The sequence below is a fragment of the Tabrizicola sp. genome (assembly GCF_041911175.1).
GTDB lineage: Bacteria > Pseudomonadota > Alphaproteobacteria > Rhodobacterales > Rhodobacteraceae > Tabrizicola.
This window is the reverse complement of sequence record NZ_JAYRPN010000070.1, coordinates 1-7,859: the sequence shown is the minus strand read 5'-3', so window position 1 is coordinate 7,859 and position 7,859 is coordinate 1. Positions and strand designations below refer to the sequence as shown.

General features: G+C 66.6%; 4 protein-coding genes and 1 pseudogene. All 5 read left to right on the top strand.

Translation table 11 applies throughout. The features are described from left to right. Positions 1-335 (top strand): annotated as a pseudogene (locus tag ACE3P6_RS08895) (hypothetical protein); the annotation flags it as partial. Then, a complete protein-coding gene (locus ACE3P6_RS08890) occupies positions 262-1,770 on the top strand; it encodes a DNA polymerase Y family protein (protein WP_374393908.1) in 1,509 nt (502 codons plus the stop codon). The pseudogene ACE3P6_RS08895 and the gene ACE3P6_RS08890, both read left to right, overlap by 74 nt. Beyond that, entirely contained in the window at positions 1,767-5,135 is a 3,369-nt protein-coding gene (locus ACE3P6_RS08885; RefSeq protein WP_374393905.1) for an error-prone DNA polymerase, read from the top strand. Before ACE3P6_RS08890 ends, ACE3P6_RS08885 begins: the two co-directional genes overlap by 4 nt. Before the next feature lie 146 nt (positions 5,136-5,281). Further along, complete coding sequence (locus ACE3P6_RS08880; RefSeq protein ID WP_374393902.1) at positions 5,282-6,829, top strand: ABC transporter substrate-binding protein; 1,548 nt, start codon at positions 5,282-5,284, stop codon at positions 6,827-6,829. 24 nt (positions 6,830-6,853) lie between these two features. Next, positions 6,854-7,795 (top strand): ABC transporter permease, encoded by a 942-nt coding sequence (locus ACE3P6_RS08875; RefSeq protein ID WP_374393900.1) that lies wholly within the window; start codon positions 6,854-6,856, stop codon positions 7,793-7,795. The last annotated feature ends 64 nt before the right edge of the window (positions 7,796-7,859 follow it).

The following is a 7,859-nucleotide window of genomic DNA, read 5'->3' as shown; positions in this document are numbered from 1 at the left end:
TGCGCGCCGCCCCGGTCTCTCTGGTCATCGCCGAGCCGGAAAAGCCCCTGTCCCTGACCGCTGGCCGCAGGTTGCAACTGGCCGCTGAAGCCGGACGCACCACCGGCCTGATGCTGATCCGCCAGGACGCGGGCAGCAACGCGACCGAGACGCGCTGGGCTTGCGAACCCATGGCCGGAACGGCTGCGGACTCGACTCGACATCAATGGGCTCTTAATAAGAACAAAAAGGGAACTCTTGGAATCTGGACCTTGAACTGGAATGGCGCGTCGGCTGCTGTCCATATGGTTTCCGAGGCTCGCCAGCGACACGAGCCTGCGGACACGGCCCCTTGAAGGGCCTTTTGCCCTGACCCATCGGTCGGGCAATACCGATCACCTGCACTGTCTGAACATGGCGGCCTCTGCGCGCGGTTTGCATCGCGGGATGGCCTTGGCGGACGCGCGCGCCATCTGCCCTGATCTCGCCACCCGCCCGGCCGATCTGGCGCGCGAGGCGGCCGCCCTGGCCTCCTTGCGCCGATGGGCTGGGCGCTACGCACCGATGGTCGCCACCGATGGCACCGACGGGTTGATGGCCGATATCTCGGGCGTGCCGCACCTCTTCGGCGGCGAAGCCGATCTGCGCGACGATTTGCAGGCGCGGCTGGAGCGCGCGGGGCTGCACGCCACCAGCGCCATCGCCGGAACCCTCGGGGCCGCCCATGCTTTGGCCCGTCATGGCGGTGGCATCGTTGCCGATGGACGCCTTGTAGAGGGCATCGGTCCTCTGCCAGTGACGGCGCTGCGGGTCGATCAAGACACCGCCGAGGCACTTGCGCGCGTGGGCCTGTCGCGCATCGCCGATCTGGTCCATCTGCCCCGCGCCCCCTTGGCGCGGCGCTTCGGGCCGGGGCTGGTGCTGCGGCTGGATCAGGCGCTGGGCGCACAATCCGAGCCGGTGGCGGCCGAACCGGACGCGCCGCATTTCGGGGTGCGGATGACCTTGCCGGAACCCATTGGCCTGCAATCGGATGTGATGGCGGGTCTCGCGCGCCTGCTGGACCGGCTGTGCGCCAAGCTGGCTGCCACCCACATGGGTGCGCGGCGTGTGCGGCTGGAGCTGCGGCGGGTGGATCGCGGCACGGCGCAGGTGGAAATCGGCCTTGCCCGCCCGATGCGCGACCCCGCCCGGATCGCGGCGCTGTTTGCCAAGGGCGTGGACGAGATCGACTCTGGCTTCGGCATTGACGCCCTGCGACTGACGGCGCCGGTGACCGAGGCCCTTGCCCCAGAGCAAATTGGCGGACAGATCGGCGGCGGCCCGGCGATCCGCCACGACGATGCGCTGGCGGACCTGCTGTCCTCCGTCGGCAATCGCATCGGCTTTGACCGAGTGCTGCGCCTCTTGCCTGCAACCAGCCTGATCCCCGAACGCAGCTTTCTCCTCGCCCCCGCCGCCTGGTCGACGCCCGAGCCGGATCCCCGGCGCGGTGGCGCGGCACGGCCGATCACCCTGTTTCCACCGGAACCCGTCACCGCCGCCTCCGGCACACCACCCGCCAGTTTCCGCTGGCGGCGGATGCGCTTTACCACCCTGCGCGCGACGGGACCGGAGCGGATCACCCCGGAATGGTGGTTTGACGATCCTGCTTGGCGCACAGGCCTGCGGGACTATTGGCGGATCGAGACGCAGGAGGGTCCACGCCTCTGGCTGTTCGTAACGCCGCAAGCGCAAAGTTGGGCAGCAGCAGAGGGGCAAAATTGGTATGTGCAGGGGGAATTCGCATGACCCTCCGGCTCCAGCCCTATGCCGAACTCTGCGTTACCTCGAATTTCACCTTCCTGACCGGGGCATCCCATCCCGAGGAGCTTGTCACCCGTGCCGCCGAGCTTGGTCTTGCCGCCATCGCCATCACCGATCGCAATTCGGTGGCAGGTGTGGTGCGGGCCTGGTCGGCGTTGAAGGAGCTCGCCCGTCTGCGCGACGAGGCGCAGGCCACCGTCGAGGCGGCGCAGGACGGCCCCACCATCCGCTCGCGGCAGGTGACCGACCATTCCAGCCGCCAAACCGTGCCGCATTTCACCGGCGCGACCGAGGCTCCGGCCCGCAGCGAAGCGCCCCTGCCGAAGCTGATCGCGGGCACGCGGCTGGCGCTGATCGACTCTGCTGTCGAATGGGTGGCGCTGCCCACCGATCTGGCCGCCTGGTCGCGGCTGACGCGACTTCTGTCCCTGGGCAAGCGCCGCGCGGCGAAGGGCGAATGCCACCTGCAGCGGGCTGACCTGGCCGAATGGGGTCAAGGCATGATCCTGATCGCCCTGCCGCCCGATCCACTGGAGGATGCAAACCCCAAGACCACTCGCAGCGATCTGCTGGCCGTCGCCCGCGCCTTTCCCGGCCAGTGCTTCTTTGGCGCAGCCCCGCGCTATGATGGCCGCGATCAAGCCCGGCTGGACCAGTTGGCCCTGTTGGCCCAAGGGGTGAACCTGCCGATGGTCGCGGTGGGCGATGTGCTGATGCACCGCGCCGCGCGCCGCCCTTTGGCCGATGTGCTGACCTGCCTGCGCATCGGTTGCACCATCGACAGCATCGGGGAACAGCGGCTGGCCAATGGCGAACGCCGTTTGAAATCCGGCTCCGAAATGGCCCGGCTGTTTCATCGTCATCCCGCCGCCCTGCGGCGCACGGTCGAGATTGCCGACCGCTGCGCCTTTCACTTGTCCGACCTGCGCTACCAATACCCCGACGAGGCGCAGGATGGCGAACTGGCGCAAGACCGGCTGGAACGCCTCGCCCGCGCCGGTCTGCACTGGCGCTATCCGTCCGGGCCGCCGCTCAAGATCGTGCACCGCGTTAAGAAAGAACTGACCCTGATCCGCGAAGTGGACTATGCGCCCTATTTCCTGACCGTGCATGACATCGTCCAGTTTGCGCGATCTAAGGGCATCCTCTGCCAGGGGCGGGGCTCGGCCGCCAATTCGGTGGTCTGCTATCTTCTCGGCGTCACCGAAGTGCCCCCTGAATCGATCACCCTGATCTTCGAACGCTTCATTTCCAAGGAGCGCGGCGAACCACCGGATATCGACGTCGATTTCGAACACGAACGCCGCGAAGAGGTGATCCAGTGGATCTATGAGCGCTATGGCCGCGAGCGCGCCGGGCTGACCGCCACGGTGATCCATTTCCGCAGCCGCGCCGCCATCCGCGAGGTGGGCAAGGTCATGGGCCTCAGCCAGGACGTGATCGCGCGGTTATCGGGGCAGATCTGGGGCTGGTCTTCCGCCGCACCGGGCGAGGATCGCTTGCGCGATGCCGGCCTCTCCATCGAGGATCGGCGGGTGCAGCTTGCCGTGCAGCTGATCGGCGAGATCATCGGCTTTCCCCGCCACCTCAGCCAGCATGTCGGTGGCTTCGTCATCACCAAGGGGCGCCTCGACGAGCTTTGCCCCATCGAAAACGCCGCGATGGAGGATCGGACCATCATCGAGTGGGACAAGGATGACATTGATGCCTTGGGGCTGTTGAAGGTCGACATTCTGGCCCTTGGCATGCTGACGGCCATCCGCAAAGCCTTTTCGCTTCTGGTCGATCATCGCGCACAACATCTGACGCTGGCCAATGTCCCACCCGAGGATCCGCCGATCTACGACATGCTCTGCCGCGCCGATGCCATCGGGGTGTTCCAGGTGGAAAGCCGGGCGCAGCTGAACTTCCTGCCCCGGATGCGCCCCCGCAAGTTCTACGACCTGGTTTGCGAGGTCGCCATCGTCCGTCCCGGACCGATTCAGGGCGGCATGGTGCATCCCTTCATCAACCGCCGCATGGGCCGCGAGCCGGTCGAAGATCTTGGCCCCGCCCTGATGGAGGTTCTGGCGCGCACTTATGGCGTGCCGCTGTTTCAGGAGCAGGCGATGCAGATTGCCGTGGTGGCAGCAGGATTCACGCCTGCGGAAGCGGATCGCCTGCGCCGAAGCCTCGCCACCTTCAAGCACATGGGCACCATCGGTTCGTTCCGCGACCGCTTCGTCTCGGGCATGCTCTCGCGCGGCTATGATGCGGATTTCGCGGCACGCTGTTTTGCGCAAATCGAAGGCTTCGGCAGCTATGGCTTCCCTGAAAGCCACGCCGCCAGTTTCGCCCGGCTGGTCTATATCTCCGCCTGGCTCAAATGCCATCATCAGGCGGTCTTCACCTGCGCGCTTCTGAACTCCCAGCCAATGGGGTTCTATGCCCCGGCCCAACTGGTGCGCGACGCCCGCGATCATGGGGTGGAGGTTCGGCCGATCTCGGTCAACCATTCGCTCTGGCATTGCACGCTGGAACCCCGCCCCGATGGCGGTCTGGCCCTACGACTGGGCTTCCGCCAGATCAAGGGCATGCGTGAAGAGGACGCCGCCTGGATCGCGGCCGCGCGCGGCAACGGCTATCCCGATGTCGAAAGCCTCTGGCGCCGGGCCGGGATTCATCCTGATACGCTGGAGCGGCTGGCCGAGGCCGATGCCTTTGCCGCCCTCGGCCTCACCCGCCGCGACGCACTCTGGGCCGCCAAGGCGCTGAAGGCACCAGCCCCGCTGCCGCTGTTTGGCGCCGATGGCGAGGGCGGTATCGAGCCCACCGTCACGCTGCCGCAGATGACGCTCGGCCAGGAGGTGATCGAGGATTACCTCTCCTTGCGCCTGTCCCTTCGGGCGCACCCGATGGAACTGCTGCGCCCTCGCCTTCCGGAAAGCTTGCCGCATGATCGGCTGTTCCAGGCCAAGGGTCGCGTCACCGTCACCGGCCTCGTCATCACCCGCCAGCGGCCCGGAACGGCCTCGGGCGTAATCTTCCTGACGCTGGAAGATGAGACCGGTACCGCGAACGTCGTGGTCTGGAAGAAGGTCTACGAAACCTTCCGCAAAGCGGTGATCGCCGGGCGGCTGGTGCGCGTCACCGGCCGCATTGAACGCGATGGCCCGGTCACCCATCTGATCGCAGAACGGGTCGAGGATGTCTCGCACCTGCTGGCAACCCTCGGCCGCCCGGTGATCATCGACGCCAATGACGGTCGCGCGGATGAAACCAGACTCCCTGTCGGGGGCAGCAGCAGGTCGACCGCCCATCATCCCCGCGAGCAGGCGAAGAAGCTGTTCCCCAGCCGGGATTTCCATTGAGTGACACAGCCAGCGCCTATAGCGACGGCCTCCTGCCGTTGATCAGCCGCTTTCACAAGCGCAAAACAGACACCGCGAAATAATGTCTAGACAATAATAGAATCTCCGTTAACCTCTCCTGAAATACAACAGGGAAGGACTGACCGATGCCCACGCTTTCGCGCCGCAGCCTGCTGACCATTGCCACCGCTGCCCCGCTCTTTGCCATACTGCCGAAGATCACCCTGGCCGATGGTCACGGCGATACCCTGCGGGTGGCCATTGCCGGGGAGACCGGCGACCTCGACCTTTTGCAGAACGTCTCCACGCTGTCGTCCTATACCATCGTCTTCGACGGGCTGATCCACTACGGCCCCGGCGGCACGCTGGAACCCGGCCTTGCGACCGCCTGGACCGTGGCCGAGGACGGGCTGTCGATCTCGTTCGACCTGCGCGAGGGCGTCAGCTTCTCGGACGGCACGCCCTTCGATGCCGACGCGGCCGAGTGGAACCTTCTTCGCTGGATGGGCGTGGCCGATTTCTCGTGGATCGGCATTGCGGATGCCTATGACAGCATCGTCAAGGATGCGCCGAACAAGATCACGGTCAAGCTGAAGCGTCCGGTTCCGGCCGCCCTGCTGGAGCTGACCATCGTGCGCCCGGTGCGGTTCCTTTCGCCCAAGGCGGCAGCCGGCCAGCCGATCGGCACCGGCCCCTGGATCGTGGAAAGCTTCGACGCCACCAAGACCGTCCTGACCCGCAACGACGCCTATTGGGGCGAAAAGCCCGCCTTCTCGCGTCTTGAACTTCTGGTCGTGCCCGACGAACTGGCGCGCGCCAACGCGCTGCGGGCCGGCGACCTGGACGTGATCGGCGGCGACTGGGTGGCCGCGCTGTCGCCGCGCCGCGCCAAGGCGCTGGAAGGCGAAGGCATGATCGTGGTGGCCGAGCCGGGAACCGCGACGACGATCCTCGGCTATTCGCCAAAATCCCCGATGATGCAGGACAAGGCCGTGCGCGACGCGATCTTCCTCGGGATCGACCGTGCCGCGGTGGCAGCCGTGCTGTTCGAGGGCTATGCCGACCCGACCGCGGACATCTTCCCGACCACGGTTCCGACCGCCGGGATGCGCCATGACGTTCCGGCGCGCGATGTGGCGGCCGCTCAAGCGGCGCTGACGGCGGGCGGCTGGGCTGGCGATGCCTCGGGCTGGACCAAGGACGGCACGGCGCTGGAGATCGACTTCCTGGTGTCGGACGAATCCTTCCCCGGCTCGCGCCGCATCGCCGAGATGATCCAAGGCATGCTGAGCGAGGTTGGACTGAAGGTAAACATCTCCTCGGTCGACAACGCGACGATGCACGAACGCCGCCCGGCCTTCCAGTATGACCTGACCTTCTTCGCCACCTACGGCGCGCCCTATGACCCGCATGGCTCGTTGGGTGCTTCGTTCGTCACCGCCTCGGACACCGGGCCGGACGGCAAGATCTACATCCATCCCGACCTTGATCCACTGGTCGCCACCGCGCTCGAAACCGGGGGCGACGCACGGGAAGGCGCGATGCAGGCGGTCTATGACTGGCTTTACGACAACACCGCGGCCTGCCCGCTGGTCGTGACGCAGCGCATCTGGGCGGTGAACCCGCGCGTCAAGGGCTTTGCCCTGCCGGTCACCGATTATGACATCCCATTCAAAGGCATCACGCTGGGCTGACCCCCGGTTCGAAAGGTCAGACAGATGAGACAGATGTTCCTGCGCAGGACGGCCCTCGCCGTCCTGCTGATGCTGGCCGCGACCGCGCTGACCTTCGCGCTGGTCACGGCGGCGCCGGGCAACGTGGCGGCGCTGATCGCCGAGCGCGCGGCGGGCGCCGGCGCCGATGGCGAGATGATCGCCAGGATCGCCAACGACCTGGGCCTGAACGACCCGCTGCCGGTGCGCTATGCGCGCTGGCTGGGTGATGCGCTTACAGGCGATTTCGGCGTCAGCCTGCGCTCGGGCAAGCCGATGTCGGTGGAATTCGCCGACCGGGTGCCGGTGACGGCCTTGCTGCTCTTGGGCGGGGGCGTGCTGGCCCTGGCCCTGTCGCTGGTCCTTGGCATCCTGGGTGCCATGTCGAACGGCGGCCCCGTCGACCGGGTGCTGCACGGGCTGGAACTGGTTGGCGCCTCGACCCCCAATTTCTTCGTCGCCGCCGTGCTGGTGATCGTCTTCGCGGTGACGCTCGGCTGGCTGCCCAGCTTCGGCACCGGCGGCGCAGCCGCCTGGCTGCTGCCATGGGTTACCATCGCGCTCTTCCCCGCCTCGGTCCTAGCCCGCGTGGTGCGGGTGAACCTGCAGGAAGCGATGTCGCGCCCCTTTGCCACCACCGGCTTTGCCAAGGGGCTGACGCGCGGGCAGGTCCTGCTGCGCGAGGCGCTGCCGAACATCGCCATTCCCTTCATGACGACCTTTGGCGCGCAGTTCACGCTGATGATCATCGGCGCCATCGTGGTGGAGCGGGTCTTCGGCCTGAACGGAATCGGCGCCTTCTTCATCGAGGCGATCCGCTTCCGCGATTTCGTCGGCATGCAGGCGGTCTTGACCCTGTTCGTCGTCTTCTTCGTCTCGATCAACCTGCTGGTGGACCTTCTGGCGATGCTCGCCGACCCCCGCCTTCGCCGGGCAAGGAGGGCCTGAGCCATGAAAAACTGGCCCTGGGCAGTGCTGTCCCCCGCCATCCTCTTCGTGCTGATCGGCCTCT

What these genes read in the sequence shown, in the direction of transcription:
- ACE3P6_RS08875 (WP_374393900.1), top strand. Translation starts at nt 6,854, where the DNA reads ATGAGACAGATGTTCCTGCGCAGGACGGCCCTCGCCGTCCTGCTGATG.
- ACE3P6_RS08885 (WP_374393905.1), top strand. Translation starts at nt 1,767, where the DNA reads ATGACCCTCCGGCTCCAGCCCTATGCCGAACTCTGCGTTACCTCGAAT.
- ACE3P6_RS08890 (WP_374393908.1), top strand. Translation starts at nt 262, where the DNA reads ATGGCGCGTCGGCTGCTGTCCATATGGTTTCCGAGGCTCGCCAGCGAC.
- ACE3P6_RS08880 (WP_374393902.1), top strand. Translation starts at nt 5,282, where the DNA reads ATGCCCACGCTTTCGCGCCGCAGCCTGCTGACCATTGCCACCGCTGCC.